Annotated in this window: 19 protein-coding genes, 1 pseudogene and 1 riboswitch; of the genes and pseudogenes, 12 read left to right on the forward strand and 8 right to left on the reverse strand. The window is 70.9% G+C overall.

The genetic code is table 11. The features are described from left to right. From Dsi01nite_RS49610 to Dsi01nite_RS49620, 3 genes and pseudogenes are all read right to left on the reverse strand, one after another. Positions 1 to 325, reverse strand: a pseudogene (locus Dsi01nite_RS49610) (hypothetical protein); the annotation flags it as partial. 554 nt (positions 326 to 879) lie between these two features. Then, positions 880 to 1,161, reverse strand: coding sequence for a YiaA/YiaB family inner membrane protein (locus Dsi01nite_RS49615; RefSeq protein WP_203853485.1), 282 nt, complete (start codon positions 1,159 to 1,161; stop codon positions 880 to 882). 43 nt (positions 1,162 to 1,204) lie between these two features. Next, positions 1,205 to 2,131, reverse strand: a complete 927-nt coding sequence (locus Dsi01nite_RS49620) for an AAA family ATPase (RefSeq protein WP_203853486.1) — start codon at positions 2,129 to 2,131, stop codon at positions 1,205 to 1,207. 197 nt (positions 2,132 to 2,328) lie between these two features. Between Dsi01nite_RS49620 and Dsi01nite_RS49625 the strand changes: the two genes are divergently transcribed. From Dsi01nite_RS49625 to Dsi01nite_RS58595, 10 genes are all read left to right on the forward strand, one after another. Continuing rightward, positions 2,329 to 2,631 carry an urease subunit gamma gene (locus Dsi01nite_RS49625; RefSeq protein ID WP_203853487.1) on the forward strand — a complete coding sequence of 101 codons (303 nt, stop codon included), beginning with the start codon at positions 2,329 to 2,331 and terminating at the stop codon, positions 2,629 to 2,631. Next, positions 2,628 to 2,930, forward strand: coding sequence for an urease subunit beta (locus Dsi01nite_RS49630; protein WP_203853488.1), 303 nt, complete (start codon positions 2,628 to 2,630; stop codon positions 2,928 to 2,930). Before Dsi01nite_RS49625 ends, Dsi01nite_RS49630 begins: the two co-directional genes overlap by 4 nt. Continuing rightward, positions 2,930 to 4,636, forward strand: a complete 1,707-nt coding sequence (locus Dsi01nite_RS49635) for an urease subunit alpha (RefSeq protein WP_373318948.1) — start codon at positions 2,930 to 2,932, stop codon at positions 4,634 to 4,636. The genes Dsi01nite_RS49630 and Dsi01nite_RS49635 overlap by 1 nt, the downstream gene beginning before the upstream one ends. Further along, on the forward strand, positions 4,636 to 5,295 hold the full coding sequence (locus tag Dsi01nite_RS49640) for an urease accessory protein UreF (protein ID WP_203853490.1): 660 nt from the start codon (positions 4,636 to 4,638) through the stop codon (positions 5,293 to 5,295). Before Dsi01nite_RS49635 ends, Dsi01nite_RS49640 begins: the two co-directional genes overlap by 1 nt. After that, complete coding sequence (gene ureG, locus Dsi01nite_RS49645; RefSeq protein ID WP_203853491.1) at positions 5,285 to 5,986, forward strand: urease accessory protein UreG; 702 nt, start codon at positions 5,285 to 5,287, stop codon at positions 5,984 to 5,986. Before Dsi01nite_RS49640 ends, ureG begins: the two co-directional genes overlap by 11 nt. Further along, positions 5,983 to 6,759 carry an urease accessory protein UreD gene (locus Dsi01nite_RS49650; protein WP_203853492.1) on the forward strand — a complete coding sequence of 259 codons (777 nt, stop codon included), beginning with the start codon at positions 5,983 to 5,985 and terminating at the stop codon, positions 6,757 to 6,759. The genes ureG and Dsi01nite_RS49650 overlap by 4 nt, the downstream gene beginning before the upstream one ends. Further along, positions 6,745 to 6,854: riboswitch (guanidine-I (ykkC/yxkD leader) on the forward strand. (Overlaps the previous gene by 15 nt.) A 49-nt stretch (positions 6,855 to 6,903) precedes the next feature. Beyond that, positions 6,904 to 8,043: an agmatinase family protein gene (locus tag Dsi01nite_RS49655; RefSeq protein ID WP_203853493.1), complete on the forward strand. Its 1,140-nt coding sequence runs from the start codon at positions 6,904 to 6,906 to the stop codon at positions 8,041 to 8,043. Next, positions 8,040 to 9,032, forward strand: a complete 993-nt coding sequence (locus Dsi01nite_RS49660) for an ABC transporter substrate-binding protein (protein WP_203853494.1) — start codon at positions 8,040 to 8,042, stop codon at positions 9,030 to 9,032. Before Dsi01nite_RS49655 ends, Dsi01nite_RS49660 begins: the two co-directional genes overlap by 4 nt. Before the next feature lie 2 nt (positions 9,033 to 9,034). After that, positions 9,035 to 9,877: an ABC transporter permease gene (locus Dsi01nite_RS49665; protein WP_203853495.1), complete on the forward strand. Its 843-nt coding sequence runs from the start codon at positions 9,035 to 9,037 to the stop codon at positions 9,875 to 9,877. Next, a complete protein-coding gene (locus Dsi01nite_RS58595; protein ID WP_203853496.1) occupies positions 9,877 to 10,629 on the forward strand; it encodes an ABC transporter ATP-binding protein in 753 nt (250 codons plus the stop codon). Before Dsi01nite_RS49665 ends, Dsi01nite_RS58595 begins: the two co-directional genes overlap by 1 nt. On the opposite strand, the gene Dsi01nite_RS49675 is transcribed toward Dsi01nite_RS58595, so the two are convergent. Both Dsi01nite_RS49675 and Dsi01nite_RS49680 read right to left on the reverse strand, forming a co-directional pair. Beyond that, positions 10,626 to 11,273: a response regulator gene (locus Dsi01nite_RS49675; protein WP_203853497.1), complete on the reverse strand. Its 648-nt coding sequence runs from the start codon at positions 11,271 to 11,273 to the stop codon at positions 10,626 to 10,628. The two genes, Dsi01nite_RS58595 and Dsi01nite_RS49675, sit on opposite strands and share 4 nt — an antisense overlap. After that, entirely contained in the window at positions 11,270 to 13,231 is a 1,962-nt protein-coding gene (locus tag Dsi01nite_RS49680; protein WP_203853498.1) for a sensor histidine kinase, read from the reverse strand. Before Dsi01nite_RS49680 ends, Dsi01nite_RS49675 begins: the two co-directional genes overlap by 4 nt. A gap of 139 nt (positions 13,232 to 13,370) precedes the next feature. Between Dsi01nite_RS49680 and Dsi01nite_RS49685 the strand changes: the two genes are divergently transcribed. Continuing rightward, complete coding sequence (locus Dsi01nite_RS49685; protein ID WP_203853499.1) at positions 13,371 to 13,958, forward strand: hypothetical protein; 588 nt, start codon at positions 13,371 to 13,373, stop codon at positions 13,956 to 13,958. Positions 13,959 to 14,003: 45 nt separating this feature from the next. Here Dsi01nite_RS49685 and yidD read toward each other — a convergent pair whose 3' ends face one another. From yidD to Dsi01nite_RS49700, 3 genes are all read right to left on the reverse strand, one after another. Then, complete coding sequence (gene yidD / locus Dsi01nite_RS57980; RefSeq protein WP_239136944.1) at positions 14,004 to 14,468, reverse strand: membrane protein insertion efficiency factor YidD; 465 nt, start codon at positions 14,466 to 14,468, stop codon at positions 14,004 to 14,006. 292 nt (positions 14,469 to 14,760) lie between these two features. Then, positions 14,761 to 15,183 (reverse strand): hypothetical protein, encoded by a 423-nt coding sequence (locus Dsi01nite_RS49695; protein WP_203853500.1) that lies wholly within the window; start codon positions 15,181 to 15,183, stop codon positions 14,761 to 14,763. A gap of 134 nt (positions 15,184 to 15,317) precedes the next feature. Continuing rightward, the gene (locus Dsi01nite_RS49700; RefSeq protein WP_203853501.1) at positions 15,318 to 16,079 is read right to left on the reverse strand and encodes a helix-turn-helix domain-containing protein; all 762 of its coding nucleotides are present in this window, start codon (positions 16,077 to 16,079) and stop codon (positions 15,318 to 15,320) included. Between the two features lie 77 nt (positions 16,080 to 16,156). Here Dsi01nite_RS49700 and Dsi01nite_RS49705 point away from each other — a divergent pair, with 77 nt between their 5' ends. Beyond that, complete coding sequence (locus Dsi01nite_RS49705) at positions 16,157 to 16,516, forward strand: nuclear transport factor 2 family protein (RefSeq protein WP_203853502.1); 360 nt, start codon at positions 16,157 to 16,159, stop codon at positions 16,514 to 16,516. Positions 16,517 to 18,588 lie beyond the last annotated feature (2,072 nt).

Below are 18,588 nucleotides of genomic sequence, written 5' to 3' on the forward strand. Positions count from 1 at the left end.
CCGGGAAGCCGGCGACCGTGTAGGTCGGCGGCACGCCTCCGCCGTTGCCGGGCGCGGGTGGCTTGGTGGTCGACGTGGCCGTCTTCGTGGGGGACGCGGACGCCGACGCCGAGGGCGAGGTGGAGCTGACCGGCGCGACGCTGGTCGAGGTGGACGGCTGGGCCGTCGTGGGGCCGACCGTCGGGCGGCCGGCCGAGCCCGTCGCCGGCAGGTCCTTGCAGGCGCTCAGTGCGCCGCCGGCGAACAGCGCCGCGGCGATGATGCCGACGCTCGTGCGGCGTAACGCGCTGCGGGGCGTGGTGGTGGTCGTGGAAGAGCTGTTCATGCGCTGGGAATCCTCCCGGATCAGTCGACATCCGTCAGTCGACGCGGCCTCAGGCCTGTCGGAGCTTTTCGGCGTGAATGCTCGGTTGGCGATTCCGCTCCTTACTATCGACTGCATATGTCTTTGCGAGAAACCGGGCGCGATTCACTTTCGGCAATGCCGTCAAGATCGGCGCACGGTATGCCACTCGCAACCTTGCGTAACTGTTTTCCGGGTCGAAGCATGCCACGGTTCGCCGAGGGAGTGAAACCCTGCGGCGTGCCGTCGTGGGCACCTTTAGTATTCTTAAGTCTGGGCTAAGAAATAGCACGACCGGAAATGGGCACGATAGCCTCGGAACGGGCATATCGGCTGGCGCCACGAGTGGTCTAGATCACTCGAACGTGCGCGAGGTCGATCTGGCGGTCTTCAAGGTCGCCGCGTTGCGCTGAACCATACAGCTAGATAGCCGTCTGGCCTAGTCATGGCCGGTGTGACGTAGCCGATCATCCATGCGACAGCGCCCGGGGTGGGCCCCAGGCGCTGACAGAAAGCGTACAAAAGCGGAGAAAACATCACGCGCGGTACGGATCGTGATCAGTCAGTAACTTGTCCAGGCGCGCCTGATCGACCCGTGAGACGACGGCTGTGGACTCCTGGTGGTCCCGGACGCACTTGGCGAGCGTGAACGCCGACGTGACGGTGTAGAGCAGCCCGATGGCGAGAAACGCCCGCATCCAGTGATTGACCGGCAGGTAGGCGATGCCGACACCGAGGCCGACCACCGAGACGCCGAACGAGACCGCGGACTGCAGGAAGAATGCGGTGGTGGTCTTCGAGGGCATTGGTGTTGTCATGCGAGCAGTCTCGGCGCCCCCGAGAACAAAGGCCTGAGTAGGCCTACTCAACCAGGGCGGGTACCGGAAGCTCGATCTTGTGAGCCCGCTGCCACGCCTCGACCACCTCGTCGGTGACGTGCGCGCGGAAGTAGTCGTTGGCACTCAACCGCCCGGTGACCGGCTCCGAACCCTCGGCCAGGAGGCTGGCGGGCACGAGCCGGAACTCGTTCTGCACGGCGGCACTGAGCCGGCGGTGCCCGTCGATGACGTAGTAGTCGGGGCCGGAGTGCCCGATCGTCAACGGTTCCATGGACTGCGGGCCGGCGTCGCCGGCGGAGGCGACGAACGAGTCCTCGGCGGGATCGGCCAGGCGGGTCGGGTAGATCCGCATCGGGTCGAGCAGCAGCAGCGGCGGGCGCTCGCGGAGGATGTCGCCACCGAGGCGGCCCTCGAACGCGTCCACGATCATCGCGACGATGTCGTCGGGCCGGGCGCGGGTGCTGTCGCAGACCAGGTCGTAGTTGCGCAGGCGGAGCTTGTCGGCGCCGTAACGGGTCAGGAAGCGCACCCGCTCGCTCTCGCTGCGGCCGTGCAGCCGCTCCTTGGCCTCCTCGAGCGTCGCGTAGCGCTCCACCTCGCTGTGCGGGCGGGCCAGGACGCGGCGGGCGGCCTCGGTGGGCTCGGTGATGAGGTGGACCTTGAACGCGTCGTGGAAGAAGAACCACGCCAGGCGGCTGTCGACGATGAGCTGCTCGCCGGACTTGGCGATGTTGCTCTGCAGCTCGTCGACCGCGCTGTCGATCGCGTCGTCGAGCTCCGCGTGGAGGTTGAGTTGCAGCGCGGTCATGCCGCGTTCCTCGGCCATCTGCCGGTACATGTCACCGACGCTGATGCGACGCAGTGCGAGCCGGCTGGAGAGCTCCACGGAAACGGTGCTCTTGCCGCTGCCGAGGTCTCCGTTGATGACGACGGACCGGTGATTGCTCATGCGCAACTCTCTAGGTAGACCCGCGGGGCAGTCCAGGTCAGGAGCCTAACACGGCACGGTTGCCACCAAAGAAGGGTGCTGGAAACCGAATAGCGAATACCTTTCAAGAAATGAAAGGAAGGTAAAGGGAATAGCGTGTAATGCTGGGGAAACATCTGCCTGGCAGCATCGCGTGCGCCAAACCCAGGAGGTCATCGTTGTTCCTGACCCGCCATGAGCAGGAGCGCCTGCTGATCCACGTCGCCGCCGACGTGGCACAACGCCGCAAGGACCGCGGCCTGAAGCTGAACTACCCGGAGTCGATCGCCATCATCACGGCGTTCCTGCTGGAGGGCGCTCGCGACGGCCGGACCGTGGTCGACCTGATGGAGGCCGGGCGGCACGTGCTCGGCCGTGACGACGTGCTGGAGGGGGTGCCGGAGATGCTGGCGGAGGTGCAGGTGGAGGCCACGTTCCCGGACGGCACCAAGCTGGTGACCGTCCACCACCCGATCCCATGATCCCCGGCGAGATCTTCCCGGGCGAGGGCCCGGTGGTCATCAACGCCGGCCGGACCGAGCTGGTGCTGGCCGTCGTCAACACGGGCGACCGGCCGGTGCAGGTCGGGTCGCACTACCACTTCGCCGAGGCCAATGACGCGCTGGACTTCGACCGCGAGGCCGCCGCCGGTCACCGGCTCGGCGTCCCGGCGGGCACCTCGGTGCGCTTCGAGCCGGGCGTGTCCCGGGAGGTCGTGTTGGTACCCCTCGCGGGAAACCGGATCGTGCCGGGCCTGCGCATCAACGAAAGCACACCGTGATGGACATCGACCGCAGGCGCTACGCCAACCTCTACGGCCCAACCACCGGCGACCGGATCCGGCTCGCCGACACGGACCTGCTCATCCAGGTCGAGCGCGACGACTGCGCCGGCGGTGACGAGGCGGTCTTCGGCGGCGGCAAGGTGATCCGCGAGTCGATGGGCCAGTCCCGGGCCACCCGGGCCGAGGGCACCCCGGACACCGTGATCACCGGCGCGGTCATCCTCGACCACTGGGGCATCGTCAAGGCCGACATCGGTATCCGCGACGGCCGGATCGTCGGCATCGGCCGGGCCGGCAACCCCGACATCATGGACGGCGTCGACCCCGCCCTCGTCATCGGACCGTCAACGGAGATCATCGCCGGCAACGGCAGGATCCTGACGGCCGGCGCGATCGACTGCCACGTGCACCTGATCGCCCCGCTGATCCTGGAGGAGGCCCTCGCCAGCGGCATCACCACGATCGTCGGCGGCGGCACCGGGCCGGCGGAGGGCAGCAAGGCGACCACGGTCACCCCCGGCTCGTGGCACCTGGCCAGGATGCTCGAGGCCCTCGACCCGTGGCCGATCAACGTGCTGCTGCTGGGCAAGGGCAACACGGTGTCCACCGAAGCGATGTGGGAGCAGCTGCGCGGTGGCGCCGGCGGCTTCAAGCTGCACGAGGACTGGGGCACCACACCCGCGGCGATCGATGCCTGCCTGCGGGTCGCGGACGCCTCCGGGGTGCAGGTCAACATCCACACGGACACGCTCAACGAGGCGGGGTTCGTCGAGGAGACCCTGCGCGCGATCGCCGGAAGGTCGATCCACGCGTATCACACGGAGGGGGCCGGCGGCGGGCACGCACCCGACATCATCACCGTCGCGTCCCACCCCAATGTGCTGCCGTCATCGACGAACCCGACCAGGCCGTACACCCAGAACACCCTGAGTGAGCATCTCGACATGCTCATCGTCTGCCACCACCTCAACCCGAGCGTGCCGGAGGACCTGGCGTTCGCCGAGAGCCGGATCAGGCCCTCCACGATGGCCGCCGAGGACCTGCTGCACGACCTGGGCGCGATCTCGATCATCGGCTCGGACTCCCAGGCGATGGGCCGGGTCGGCGAGGTCGTCCTGCGGACGTGGCAGACCGCGCACGTCATGAAGCGGCGCCGCGGGTCCCTGCCCGGTGACGGTCCCGCCGACAACGAGCGCGCCAAGCGCTACGTCGCGAAGTACACCATCTGCCCGGCGATCGCCAGCGGCATCGCGGCCGAGGTCGGCTCGGTCGCGGTGGGCAAGCTCGCCGACCTGGTGCTGTGGGATCCGGCGTTCTTCGGGGTGCGGCCGCACGCCGTCATCAAGGGCGGCGTGATCGCCTGGGGTGCCATGGGCGACGCCAACGCCTCGATCCCCACCCCGCAGCCGATCCTGTCCCGGCCGATGTTCGGCGCCTACGGCAGGACGGCACCGGCGACCAGCCTCGCGTTCGTCGCGCAGGCGGCGCTGGACGACGGTCTCGCGGACCGGCTCGGCCTGCACCGGCGCCTCGCCGCGGTCGCCGACACCCGCGGTGTCGGCAAGGCCGACCTGCCGGGCAACGACGCGCTGCCGCGGATCGAGGTGGAGCCCGACACGTTCACCGTCCGCATCGACGGCGAGGTGGTCGAGCCCGACCCGGTCACCGAGCTGCCGATGGCCCAACGGTACTTCCTGTTCTGATGAAGGCACAGCTCCTGATCCTGGCCGACGGCCGCTTCCCGTCCGGGGGTCACGCGCACTCCGGTGGGCTGGAGGCGGCCGTGGTCCGGAAGAGGGTCAGTGACCTCGACAGCCTGCGCCGTTTTCTCATTGGGCGGTTGTACACCTCGGGCCTGGTCGGGGCGGCCTTCGCCGCTGCGGCGTGCGCCGATCCGGGCAGCATGGACGGGATCGACGAGGAACTCGACGCACGGACCCCCTCGCCGGCGCTGCGGCTCGCGTCACGAAGGCAGGGCCGGTCGCTGTGGCGGGCCGCCGCCGTGGTGTGGCCCGGCCCCCACGTGACGAAAGCAGGCGCCGTGAGGAAGGGCCTGCACCAGCCTGTCGCGCTGGGCGTGGTCGCGGAGGCGGCCGGCTGCACGCCGGGGGAGAGCGCGGCGATCAGCGCCTACCACGCCGTCTCCGGCCCGGCGAGCGCCGCGGTGCGCCTGCTGGGACTGGACCCGTACCAGGTGCACGGGCTCATCGCCGCCCTCGGCGACGACATCGACCGGGTCGCTCAAGCAGCGACCGAAGCCGCCCGTGGCCCCGCGGCCGACCTGCCAGCGGCATCGTCGCCGCTGCTGGACGTGTCCGCCGAGGACCACGCCGCATGGGAGGTACGACTCTTTGCATCCTGACGATCACGGCCACGAACACGGGCCGGACGAGACACCACATACGCACCCGCACCCCGATGTCGACCCGCACGCGCCGCTGGCGGAGAGCGGAACCGGGCAGCGCGCCGTGCGCATCGGCATCGGCGGCCCGGTCGGCTCCGGCAAGACGGCGCTGGTCGCCGCGCTGTGCCGGGCCATGGCGGACGACCTGCGCCTCGCCGTCGTCACCAACGACATCTACACCACCGAGGACGCCGACTTCCTGCTGCGCAACGGGGTCCTGCCGGCCGAGCGGATCCGCGCCGTGGAGACCGGGTGCTGCCCGCACACCGCGATCCGCGACGACATCTCCGCCAACCTCGACGCCATCGAGGAGCTGGAGGACAGCCTCGGCCCGCTCGACGTCATCCTCGTGGAGAGCGGCGGCGACAACCTGACCGCGACGTTCAGCAAGGGCCTGATCGACAAGCAGATCTTCGTGGTCGACGTGGCCGGCGGTGACAAGGTGCCCCGCAAGGGCGGCCCCGGCGTCACCGCCGCGGACCTGCTGGTCATCAACAAGACCGACCTCGCGCCGCTGGTCGGTGCGGACCTGGCCGTGATGGACCGCGACGCGACCGCCCGCCGGGGCGCGCTGCCGACGGTGTTCCTGTCGCTGGTCGAGGACCCGTCGGCCAAACCCGTCCAGGAATGGATCCGGGGCCTGATGTGAAGGCCACCGCGCGCGTCGTCGCGGAGCACACGACAAGCGGCACCGCGTTGCGGGTGCTCAAGGGTGAGGCGCCGCTGCTGCCGCGACGGACGGGGCCGAGCGAGGTCCATTTCGTCGGCGGCGCGGCGGCCCCGCTCGGCGGCGACGACCTGACCATGGAGATCGAGGTCGGCCCCGGCGCGGAGCTGACCATCCGCACGGTGGCGGCGAGCATCGCCCTGCCGAACCGGTTCGGCGACGCGAGCCGGCTGTCGGTCAGCGTCAGCGTCGCCGAAGGCGGCCGGCTGCTGTGGCTGCCGGAGCCGCTCATCGCCGCCGCCCGCTGCCGGCACACCACCGTGTCCACAGTGGACCTGGACCGGGACGCCGAGCTGGTCTGGCGGGAGGAGCTGGTCTGTGGGCGGCACGGTGAGGACCCCGGTGACGTCCGGCTGACCACCGTCCTGCGGCGTGACGGCCGCGCGTTGTACCGCAGCGACGTCGCGGTGGGCCCGCACGCGCGGGGGTGGGACGGCCCGGCCGGCTTCGGTGGGGCAAGGGTGCACGCGACGGTGTTCCGTACCGGCGAAACCGCCACGACGAGCAGCACACCGACGAGCGCGGTCATGGCCCTGGCCGCCGGAGGGACCGTCGCCACCGTGCTCGGCCGTGACCTGATCGAGACCCGCCGGATCACCGATGCGCTGGTTACACCACCGCAACGGACGGGCAAAGCGGCAGTAACCCCGCAGGGGTCTACTGCCATCGACTCACCACTGGTGAGGCGCGCCTAGGGTTCCGCGCCGGGAGAACCGGCGGCTGGTCCGAGAGGTGCAGGCGCCCCGCGGCAACGCCGGGCGTTCCACGGCGGGACAAAAGCCCGGGAGACAGCCGTCGCAGTCCGGCTGTGCGCCGGACGCACCCCGAAGGGTCTGTCCATGGGCTTCAACCACGGTCATCCGCATCGGCACGAGCTGCACGACAACTACGGTCCCGAGGCGCGCTACGCGGTCGAGCGCGAGGCCGAGCTGCCCACCACCAAGTGGGAAGAGGAGATCGCCCGCGGCCTGGAGTACGGGCTGCCGGGCGCGGACTCCATCGTCGACAAGCGGATCCCGACGTTCTCCCGCGGCGAGCTGCCGCACTTCGCCGGGATCAACACGTTCCTGAAGGCGCCCTACCTGGAGGACGTGCGCCGCTGCGGCGAATACGACGTCGCCGTGCTCGGCGCCCCGTTCGACGGCGGCACCACGTATCGGTCCGGGACCCGCTTCGGACCGCAGGGCATCCGGAAGATCTCCGCGCTCTACGGGCCCTACAGCTTCGAGCTCGGCGTCGACCTCCGCGAGTCGATCACCATCGCGGACCTCGGCGACATCTTCACCATCCCGGCCAACATCGAGAAGACGTTCGACCAGATCTCCAAGGCCGTCTCGCACGTCTACCAGTCCGGCGCGTTCCCGGTCGTGCTCGGCGGCGACCACTCGATCGGCTATCCCACGGTCCGCGGCGTCGCCGAACACATGACCGGCAACCTCGGCATCATCCACTTCGACCGGCACGTCGACACCCAGGAGACCGACCTCGACGAGCGGATGCACACCACTCCGTGGTTCCACGCCACGGACATCCCCAACGTGCCCGCGAAGAACCTCGTCCAGATCGGCATCGGCGGCTGGCAGGCGCCCCGCCCGGGCGTCAAGGTCGGCCGGGAGCGCGGCACCACCATCATGACCGTCACCGACTGCGTCGAGATGGGCATCGAGGCCGCCGCGGCCAAGGCCCTCGAAGTGGCGTGGGACGGCGCCGACGCCGTCTGGCTGTCCTTCGACGTCGACTGCCTCGACGCGGCGTTCGTGCCCGGCACCGGCTGGCCCGAGCCGGGCGGCTTCCTGCCCCGCGAGGTGCTCAAGTTCATCCAGCTCATCGCCGAGCGGCCCCTCGCCGGCATCGAGGTCGTCGAGTGCTCGCCACCGTACGACAACGCCGAGATCACCGCGCTCATCGCGACCCGCGTCATCTGCGACACCCTCGGCTGCCTGGTGCGCGCCGGCCACCTTCCCAGGAGGACCTCATGAAGCGCCGTTCCTTCCTCTCCGCGGTCGCGGGGACCGCCTTTCTGGCCGCTTGCGGCTCCTCATCCGACGACGGGGCATCCGGATCCGGCGCCAAGATCACGCTTGGGTTCAGCGCCTGGCCGGGCTGGTTCCCGTGGCAGGTCGCGCAGGAGAAGGGGCTGTTCGCCAAGAACGGCGTGACCGTCGAGCTGAAGTACTTCGACAGCTACACCGACAGCCTCAACGCCCTCGCCACCGGCAACCTCACCTGCAACAGCCAGACGCTCAACGACACGCTGTCGTCCGTCTCCGGCGGGTCGAAGCAGACCATCGTGCTGCTCAACGACAACTCCACCGGCAACGACCAGATCATCGCCGGGCCTGGCATCCGCACCGTGGCCGAACTCAAAGGCAAGAAGGTCGCCGCCGAGCAGGGCACCGTCGATCACTACCTGCTGCTGCTCGCGCTGGAGAAGGCCGGCCTCACGGAGAAGGACGTCACGTTCACGCCGCTGCTCACCGACGCCGCCGCGGCCGCGTTCGTCGCCGGGCAGGTCGACGCGGTCGGCGTGTTCGCGCCGTTCACCACCACGGCGCTGGGCCGGGCCGGCAGCACCGCGATCAGCACGTCGAAGGACTTCCCGGGGGCGATCCCCGACGCCCTGTCGTTCCAGTCGAAGTTCGTCCAGGACCACCCCGACGAGGTGCAGAAGGTGGTGCAGACCTGGTTCGACACCACCGCCTGGATCAAGGCCAACCCGGCGGAGGCGGTGAGCATCATGGCGAAGAAGGGCGGCGTCTCCGACGACGACTACAAGTCCTACGACGCCGGCACCACGATCTTCACCAAGGAACAGAACATCGAGGCGTTCACGCCCGGCTCGGACGCCAAGCACCTGGACTTCCAGGCGAACAAGATCGCCGAGTTCCTGGTGAGCACCAAGCTGGTGGACGCCAAACCGCCGCTCGACGGGTTGTTCGAGCCGAAGTTCGTGAAGGCAGTGCGGTGACGATGACCGTCCCCAGGACCTCCAGGTCCTGGGGACCGCTGCCCCGGCGGCGGCCGGTGCGCCCGCCGCGGCCGGTGTTCGCGATCCGGGCGCCGCTGCCGGGCCGCACCCGGCTCGTGCTGGTCGCGCTGTCGGTGCTGCTGCCGGTCGCGGTCTGGCTGGTCCTCGGCGCCACCGAGGCCGTGCCGGCCCGCTACCTGCCCAGCCTGGCCCGGGTCTGGCAGGCGGGCGCCGACATGGCCGCGAGCGGACAGCTGTGGACCGACACCTGGGCCACGGTGCAGCGGATCGTCTACGGCTTCGGCCTGGCCGTCGTGGTGTCGGTGCCGCTCGGCGTCGCCATGGGCAGCTTCGCCGCCGCGAACGCGCTGCTGGAGCCGCTGAGCGGGCTGCTGCGCTACCTGCCCGCCGCGGCGTTCACCCCGCTGCTGCTGATCTGGCTCGGCATCGACGAGTCGCCGAAGATCGCGCTGATCTTCATCGGCACGGTCTTCTTCAACATGCTGATGACGGCGGACGTGGTGCGGCTGGTGCCACGGGACTTCGTCGACGTCGCGTACACCTTGGGCGCCAGGCGACGCGAAGTGCTGTGGAAGATCATCCTGCCGCACTCGCTGCCCGGGATGCTCGACGCCGTCCGGGTCAACTTCGCCGCCGCGTGGAACCTGGTCGTGGTCGCGGAGCTGGTCAACAGCGACACCGGGCTGGGCAAGCGGATCCTGCTGGCCCAGCGGTTCACGCAGACCGACAAGATCTTCGCGATCCTCGTCGTCATCGCGGTCGCGGGCGTCCTCACCGACGTCCTGCTCCGGCTGGCCCGCAACCGGATCGGACGGTGGGTGTGATGCTGACCCTGTCCGGTGTCGGGCGGACCTTCTTCACGAAGACGGCGCTGGAGGACGTGTCGTTGTCGGTGGACCGCGGCGAGTTCGTCTGCGTGGTCGGCGCCAGTGGGTCCGGCAAGTCGACGCTGCTGTCCATCGTCGCCGGGCTGGTGGCGCCGACGTCCGGTTCGGTGACGCTCGACGGCGCCTCGGTCGTCGGGCCCGGTCCCGAGCGGGGGCTCGTGTGCCAGTCCGGCGCCGTGTACCCGTGGCGCACGGTGGAACGCAACATCGCCTTCGGCCTGGAGCTGCTCGGGCTGCCCCGGGCCGAGCGGAAGGCGCGGGTCGACTGGTACCTGGCGGAGACCGGCCTCACGCAGTTCCGGCACGCCCTGCCGAAACAGCTGTCCGGCGGGCAGCGGCAGCGGGTCGCGATCGCCCGCGCCCTGGCGTGCGAACCCGAGGTGCTGCTCCTCGACGAGCCGTTCGGCGCACTCGACGTGCAGACCAAGGAGGACATGCAGGTCTTCCTGCGCGGGGTGTGGCAGGACACGGGCACGACGGTGCTCATGGTCACCCACGACGTCGAGGAGGCGGTGTTCCTGAGCCGGCGGGTGATCGTGCTGTCCAGCGACCCGGGGCGGGTGGCCGCGGACGTGGCGGTCGACCTGCCGGACTCGCGGGACCTGGCGGTCAAGCGGACGCCGGAGTTCCTGGCGTTGCGGGCGCAGGTGGAGGATCTGGTGCGGGCCTATCACCGAAGCCACGCCTAGCGCGTCTTGCCCAGGCCGGCTTCCCGGGCCCGGATGATCGCCTCGGCGCGGTCGGCGACCTGCAGCTTCGCGAAGATGGCGGAGATGTGGTTGCTGACGGTCTTGGCGCTGATCACCAGATCACGGGCGATGCCGTGATTGGGGCGGCCGGCCGCGATGAGGTCGAGGACCTCGCGTTCGCGGCCGGTCAGCTCCGGGAAGGGCACTTTCTCGAGCGCGGCCGGCGTCGAGGAGAAGAACGCGATGATCCGCCGGGCCACCGTCGGCCCGAAGATCGCCTGGCCGGCCGCCACGGACCGGATCGCGAGGATGATCTCCTGCTGTTGCGCGCCCTTGACGAGGTATCCGGACGCGCCGGCCCGCATCGCCGCGAACACCGAGTCGTCGTCCTCGAACATGGTCAGCACCAGCACCCTGGTCTGCGGGGCGGCGGCCAGGATCGCCCGGGTCGCGTCGACGCCGTTGGTGCCCGGCATGTGCAGGTCCATGACGACCACGTCCGGCGCGGCCCGCAGCACCTCCCGCCGGGCCTCCTCGCCATCGGCGGCCTCCCCGGCCACCTCGATGTCCACATAGGACGCGACGAGCGCGCGCATGCCCTCCCGCATCAAGGGATGGTCGTCGACGATCAGGATCCTGATCATGAATTCTCCAAGGGGAGCGTCGCGTGCACCCGGCCGCCGGCGTCGGTCGGGCCCGCGGTGAGCGTGCCGCCGAGCTCCGCCGCGCGTTCGTGCATGGAGCGCAGGCCGACGCCGTGCCGCCACGGCTCGCCGTCGCCCGTGCCGTCGTCGCTGACCTCCACGTGCAGCGACCCGCCGTCGACCCGCAGCCGGATCCGGCCGGTGGCCGCCCCGCCGTGCCGCATGGTGTTGGTCACGGCCTCGGTGGCGATCCGGTACGCGGCCACCTCCACCGCGGCGGGCAGCGCGGGCAGCGTGTCCGGCGCGTCGACGGTGACCGTGACCTCCCTGACCCACGACTGCTCGGCCCGCTGCCGCAGCGCCGCGAGCAGGCCCAGCTCGTCGAGATCCGGCGGGCGCAGGTCGTAGACGAGGCGGCGGATGTCGGCGATCGCGCCGGTGACGTCCCGGCGCACGCCCAGCAGCAGCTCCCCGGCCCGGTCCGGGTCGGCCCGCAGCGCGTTGTGCGCGGCGTCGGCTTTGAGGGTCACCGCCGTCAGCGCCGTGCCGAGCCCGTCGTGCAGGTCGCGGCGCAGCCGCCGGCGTTCCTCCTCGCGGGCGGCGACGATCCGGGTCCTCGACTCGCGCAGTTCCCCGGACAGCCGCACCTCCCGCACGGCCAGCCCGATCGGCGCCGCGAGCAGCTCCAGGGCCCGGCGGTCGGCGGCGGCCAGCCGGCGTTCCCCGGCGCGCAACCCCACGAGCAGGTCGGCGGGCGGGCCGTCCCCCAGGTCGAGCGGCACGCTGTGGCGCATCTCGGGCAGCTCCCCGTACGTGGCGACGAGCTGCCCGTCGGCGCTGACCGCCGCGTACGGCAGCCGCAGCGACTCGCAGACGGCGCGCAGCACACCGTCGAGGCCACCGGTGAGGCGGCTGCCGACCCGGGCCGCGGCCGCCGCAGGGTCGGCGCGCCCGCCGTACATCACCCGGTCGACGGCCGTCTGGACCCGGCTGCGGGCCGGCGCGAACGCCAGCGCGACGGCCCCCGTGGCGACGATCGGGCCGGCCAGGTCGTGCTCGTCGGCGACCGCCCCGAGCGCGGCGACGATGCCGAGATACGCCCCGGCGACCCCGGCGGTCAGCAGCCCGTAGACCAGGGACCGGTTGACGATGACCCGGATGTCGTAGAGGCCGTGCCGCACGATCGCGACGGTCGCGGCCGCCGGGATCAGGGCCAGCGACAGCACGAAGATGATCGGCCCGTCGGCGGTCACCACCCGCTGCAGGTTGAGCACCAGGAACACGCCGATCGCCCACAGCAGCCACAGCAGCTGCAGCCGCTGCTTCCCGCGGGAGCGCCACACCCGCAGCCCGAGCACCACGACGCTCAGCAGCGCGCCGGCGCCGATCGCCAGGACGTCGACCGGCAGCAGCGTCCCGGCCAGCTCGGTCACCGCCGGGCCGGCGAGCGGGCGGCGGTCCGCGATCGGCTCGTTGGCCAGGGCGTCCGGCGCGAGCACCATCAGGACCGGGAACAGCAGGCCGAGCGCCACGGTCACCGGCACCAGCGCGCGCCACCGGGGCGACAACGGGGTCCCGTCCGGGAACATCTGCAGGATCAGCGGCAGGCAGATCATCGGCGCCGGCGTCCAGATCATGATGCCGAAGACGTCGATCGCCTTCTGCCAGCCCGGCGTCAGGGTCAGCCAACCGGAGAGCAGGCCGAGGGCGGCGAGGCTGGCGGCGTAGCAGAGCCCGTACGCGACGAACAGCCGGCCGATGCGGTGCCCCGGGTGATACGTGAGCACCAGGGCGCCGAACGCGGTGAACGCCAGCGCCATCACCGAGTTGTTGAGCAGGTAGGCGTCGCTCGAGTCGGCGAACGTCAGCCCGCCCGCGAACCACATGCCCCAGACGGCGGCGACCCAGGCCACCACGGCGCCGGCGAGCACGGCCGGGCCGCGGGGTCGTTCGGACATGCCGACATCATGCGGCCCGCGCGCTCCCGGGGGCCATAGGAGCGTGCCCCTATCTGCGGGATGAGAGCGCGCACTCATGACGGCGGGTGCCGTCGTGCCGGACCGTTCGGGTTCCAACCCCTCGCATTGGAGTCCTCACATGGAACGCATCCGCATCACCGGCACGGTCGGCCTCGTCACCGGGCTGCTGTGGCTCGTCAACTGGGCCTTCGAGGCCTTCGTCGACCCGCCGGTCGGCGGCGGCCAGTGGTACGCCGGCCAGGTCGTGGCGACCGTCGCGCTCTTCGGCACGGCGGTGCTCCTCTTCGGGCTCGCCGCCCTGCGCCCGGCCGGCGACGGCCGCGTCGCCCGGACCTTCCTCGCGCTCAACTGGGTCGCCTGGCTGTCGCTGACCCTCGGCGGCATCGGCATGCTCATCCACGGCGACGAGAGCGAAGGCCCGATGACTCTGTTCTTCCCGATCGGCGGCATCCTCGGCACGGTCAGCCTGCTGGTCAGCGGCATCCTGGTCGCGGTGCGGCGGGGGCTGCCCGGGTGGCGTCGGTGGGTGCTGCTCGCGTTCGCCGTCATGTATCTGCTGCTCGGATTCCTCAACGGCGGCAGCGACGAGCCGACGGCGGCCTCGCAGGGCGGGGAGCTTGTGCAATACGTGCTGTTGTTGGCATTGGCGGCGGCGGTACGGACAGCGCCGGCGTCCCCGGTCACCGCTTCGCCCGTGCGTGTCTGACGCCTCTCGGCCCGGCCGGTTGTCCCGGCCGGGCCGTTCGTCTGCTTACGGCACAGGGTCCTTGGTGCCGTGCGGGGTCGAGGGATTGCAGCGCTTGATCCGGGCGGCCGTGAGGCGTGAGCCCTCGACCAGGCCGTACCGCTGCACCGCCTGCAATCCGTAGTTGCTGCACGAGGGGATCTGCCGGCAGTGCGTCGGCAGGTGCGGCGACAACCACCGCTGATAGCCACGGATCGCCACCACACCGGCCCGTCCGGGGCGCGTCGTGTCGCGGCGCGGGGCCCGCCGCGGTGCGGCGATCGCCATCAGGCCGAGCAGCGAGCCGAGCATGAACGGGTTGCAGTCGCACGGGTCGCAGTCGCAGCCGTCGCTGTCCCGGTTGCGCCGGCGCTGCTGCTGCTGTTGCTGCTGCTGCTGGTTGTGCGGATGGTGTTGGTCCTGCCTGCGCCGGCGCTGCTGACGGCGGTGCTGCCAGATCGCTAGGGCGTCGCGGATTCCGATTCGCGCCATGGGCGGCATTGTGTGGCCGATCGCCAGCCTGATCAAGGACCGGTCGCGTTTCTTACTTCATGAATGCCAAAACGCACCCGGATGGCCGACTTCGTTCGGGCGGCCGGGAATGTCCGGACAGTCCCGGACACCCGAACGAAGTCGAACAACCGAGTGCGTGCTCTGGTGGGTCGCCGGCCCGCGGGGCTGATACCGCGGGCCGGCGTGGTCAACCACACCGTCAGGAGCTTTGTGTTCTGGCTTTTCAGCCTGCCGTTCAGCCTGCCGTTCAGCTGGCCGTTCAGCCTGCCGTTCAGCTGGCCGCGATCGCGGGGCCGCCGTCGGTGTGGATCTCGGTCGCCGAGGCGAACGCGCTGTCCAGGCGGGCCTGGAGGGCGTCGAGCTCCGAGTACTCGGCGGTGTGCGAGGACTCGCTGCCCTCGGCCGCGAAGACGTGGTCGGTCTCGGCCTCGTTGTGGTCGTACGAGGTGTAGTCCGACTCCTCGTAGTGCGCGCCGTTCGGGTTGCTGTACTCGACGTGGTGGCCCTGGTCGAAGCTGGTGGACTCGGCCGAGGCGTGGTCCTGCTCGTAGACGTTGAACTGGTTGTTGTAGTCGGCCTCGCTGGCGTTGACCTGGTGCAGCTGGTCCAGGGACTCGTGCTCCTGGCCGGCCTCGACGTGACCGTAGTCCGCGCCGCCGTCGTAGCCGGTGTCGCCGCCGTCGTAGTCGCTCATGATGTGCTCCCTCTGGTGGGTGGTGTGTGGTGTGGCCTTGCGATGCATATGACGTTACGGAAGGCCGTGCCCACCCGAATCCCAGAAACGTGCCACGGTACGGCTACCGGTTTTGGGGCTTTCCTTCGTTTTTATCAGGTTCGGAGTGCGTCCGCCGTCGCCGCGTCGGCGGGGAAGAACGACTCGATGGCCAGCTCCGCGACGGTCACGTCCAGCGGCGAGCCGAACACCGCGGTGATGCTGAAGAACCGCAGCTCAGTGCCCTCGTGGCGGATCCGCAGCGGCACCACCACGTCATGCGCGGCGGGTGCTGGGCCGGTGCCGCCCGGGTACGCCGCCAGCTCCCCGAGCAGCTCGCCCAGCTTCGGATCGCCGGTCGCGCGGGCCTGCCGCTCGAGACGCCCCAGCAGGTGCGCCCGCCACTGCTCCAGGTTGGCGATCCGCGGCGCGAGCCCGTCCGGATGCAGCGACAGGCGCAGCACGTTGACCGGCGGCTCCAGCAGCTCCTTTGTCACACCGGCGGTGAGCAGCCCGACGGGCGCGTTGGCGTCGAGCATCGTCCACCACCGGTCCACCACCACCGCCGGAAACGGCTCGTGCCCGGTCAGCACCTGCCGGAGCGAGTGGCGCACCGCCCGCAACTGCGGACCGTCAAGCCGGCCTTCCGGGTACGCGGGCGCAAATCCCCCGGCAAGCAGCATCGTGTTGCGCTCCCGCAGCGGCACGTCCAGATGCTCCGTGAGGCGCAGGATCATCGCACTCGTCGGCCTGGACCGCCCCGTCTCCACAAAACTCAGATGCCGCGTGGAGATCTCCGCCTGGATCGACAACTCCAACTGACTGAGCCGCCGCCGCTCCCGCCACTCGCGCAGCAGCACCCCGACTGGTTGCGTCATGATCCGATCGTAGGAGCGCTGTCCATTACCTCCCAGGGAATCGACCAGGCCACGTTCACGCTGACAAGGTCGTCGCCATGAGCGAATACGAGAAGCTGGTAGACCAGTACATCGAGGCATGGAACGCGACGGACCCGGCCACCCGCCGAGCCGCGATCGACGCCCTGTTCACCCCCGACGTGACGTTCGTCGACCCCATGTCGACGGCTCGCGGCCCGGGAGAGATCGACTGGCTGATCGCCGGCGTGCAGTCCCAGTTCCCCGGCTTCGTGATCAGCCGCCTCGGCCCCGTCGACGGCCACCACGACCAGGCCCGCTTCACCTGGGAGGCAGGCCTGCCCGGCCAGCCCGCCCCGGTCGCCGGGTTCGACGTGGTGACCATCGCCCCCGACGGCCGGATCAACCAGGTCCTGGGCTTCCTGGACCGGACGCCCTAACCGGGGTCACCGGGCGTTTACAAGGAGTCACGGCGCTGGACGCGGCGGTGCGCACGCTCGAGAATGAGGGCAGCGCCTACCGGGGGGAGGCGGCCAGTGCCACGACCCTACTTCTCTTTGGACGCACCAGATTCCGGTGCGTCCCCAGCTCCTGAACCGCTGGACGGAAACGCCCGCCTCGCGGCGGCTGCGGCCGCGTTCTGCCGCCGCCGCGAGGAGAGACTGCGGGCCCGTGCGGAGTTCGCCGAGGCCCGCCGGCACGGCCTGGCCGCCCGGCACGCGAGGAAGCTGGCCCGGATCCGATCGGAGCGCGCCCTGGCGGAGGTGGGCCGGCCCTCACCTCCGCAGGCGGCCACGGTGCTGTCTGCCCGGCCGGATCGCACACGCCGCGCTCCGGTGTTGGGGTCCGCCGCAACACCCGTGCACCTGAGGCCGGGGCCTCCATTGGCGCCGGTCGCGGTGCCTGCGCCGGTGGGGCCGGCGTCTGTGCCTCGCCTGGCGGCGGGGACCGTGCCGGCACCTGTGCAGCCGACGTTCACGCCTCGTCCCGTGCGGTTGGGTTCGGCACCCGCGGAGTCGGCGCCCGTGCCCGTGCCCGTGTCTGCGCCCGTGCCTGGAACCGCGCCCGCGCCTGTGTCTGCTGGGTCAGCGTCCGCGTCTGTGCCCGCGTCTGTGCCCGCGTCTGTGCCCGCGTCTGTGCCCGCGTCTGTGCCCGCGTCTGTGCCCGCGTCTGTGCCCGCGCCTGCGCCCGTGCCTGGAACCTCGCCTGTGCCTGCGGGGTCAGCGCCCGCGTCTGTGCCCGCGCCTGTGCTTGTGTCTGCGGGGTCTGCGTCCGCGTCTGTGCTTGCGTCCGTGCCTGTGCTTGCGCCTGTGCCTGTGTCTGCGGGGGCGGCGCCCGCATCTGTGCCTGCTCCTGCGGGAGCAGCGCCTCTGCCTGCGCCTACGCCGGTGACCGCGGGGTCAGCGCCCGGTCCTGTTCCCGTGCCAGCGCCCGCGCGCCTGACGCCTGTTCCCGTGTCAGAGCAGTCGGCGCGTGCGCCCACGCCGACCACGGCAGACCTGACACCCGCATCGGTGCCCGTTGGCATGGAGCCGCCGCCGACGGTCGAGGAACAACGCCATTCCACTACCGCCGAGCACGGCCGCCGCAGCGGCCCACAGACCCGGAAGCCACACCACACCAGAGACCCCGCGACACGGTGCCGGCGTCGCCCCGCACGACGGCCACCCACCACACCCGGCAGTGCGCGGCGCCCACCACACTCCGGACCCCCTCGTCCCCGGCCCGAACCACCACCCAGGTATGCGCCTCGCCGCATCCCGCCACCGATCCGGCCCGGGTCCCAGACCGACATGCCAGCGTGCCACAGTCCATAAAGGACGCTGCCGGACCACACCGGCAACCTACGCCCATCCACCGCTCGCGCGGCGAGTCCTCCGTGCGGGGTCCTTCGTGCGGCGAGCCCTCCGCGCGGCGGGTCCTCCCGTGCGGCGGGTCTTTCGTGCGTTGAGACCCAGCACGATCGGCTCCCCGTCCGGTGCCTCGCCGCGCCGGTCCTGTGCGCGCCCGGGTCCCCGCAACGACGCCGAGTCATGCCACGTGACGAGTCCTCCGACCGGTCGGCTCTGCGCGGTCGGCTCTGCGCGGTCGGCTCTGCGCGGTGTGCGTTCTCCGACCGGTCGGGCCTGCGCGGTCAGCTGGCCGCCCGTCGAGTTCTTCGGCCGCTCGGGCCTGCGCCCTGCTCTATGCGCGGTCGGCTCTCCGCACGGTGAGCTTCTTCGGGCGGTCAGGTCAACACGGGTCGTGTCCGCTGTTGTGGTGTGCGAACGGCCGGTGGCGCCTTGGATCACGAACGAGCCGCTGCGTCCGCCGCCGTGTTTTGGTGCGAGCTTGAAGCGCGGGGGTGTCCGCACGCCCCGTCCCTTTTCACGCTTTCGGTGAGCACCTGCGCGATGTCTCGGCCCAGGGTCTTTCCGCCGGTGCCGGCATGGTGAGCGTTCGGGACGTCCGTCGCCTGCCGCGGTCGGGCGGTCGAAGTCGTGCACGGGCTGTGCGGACAGCCAGCCCGCGA

Source organism: Dactylosporangium siamense (assembly GCF_016862795.1).
GTDB classification, from domain to species: domain Bacteria; phylum Actinomycetota; class Actinomycetes; order Mycobacteriales; family Micromonosporaceae; genus Dactylosporangium; species Dactylosporangium siamense.